General features: G+C 69.0%; 1 protein-coding gene. It reads right to left on the bottom strand.

Annotated elements, in window-relative coordinates; translation table 11 throughout:
* Nucleotides 1-151: ATP-binding cassette domain-containing protein (locus tag ACSNOD_RS31910; RefSeq protein WP_436770539.1), on the bottom strand; the 151-nt coding region annotated here is incomplete at its 3' end.
* Nucleotides 152-277 lie beyond the last annotated feature (126 nt).

Here is a 277-nt window from a genome sequence, read left to right as displayed (position 1 = left end):
AGGTGGTCTTGCCCGAGCCGGACTCGCCCAGCAGGGCCACGAACTGGCCCGGGGCAATGTCCAGGTCGATGGCGTCCAGCACGTTCTTGCCGCCAAAGCTGCGCGTGAAGCGCTGCAGCCGCACGGCGCCCGGGGTGGGGTGATGGCTCATGATCCCAGCGACCTCCGGTAGGACAGCACATGCGCCTCGACGCGGCGCACCACGGCGTCGGACAGCAGGCCCAGCAGGGCGTAGATGAGGATGCCCACCACGATCACATCGGTCTGCCCCCAGTCG

The sequence above is a fragment of the Streptomyces sp. URMC 123 genome (assembly GCF_051386515.1).
In the GTDB taxonomy this organism is placed as follows: Bacteria; Actinomycetota; Actinomycetes; order Streptomycetales; family Streptomycetaceae; genus Streptomyces.
This window is presented reverse-complemented; position numbering and strand designations above follow the sequence as displayed.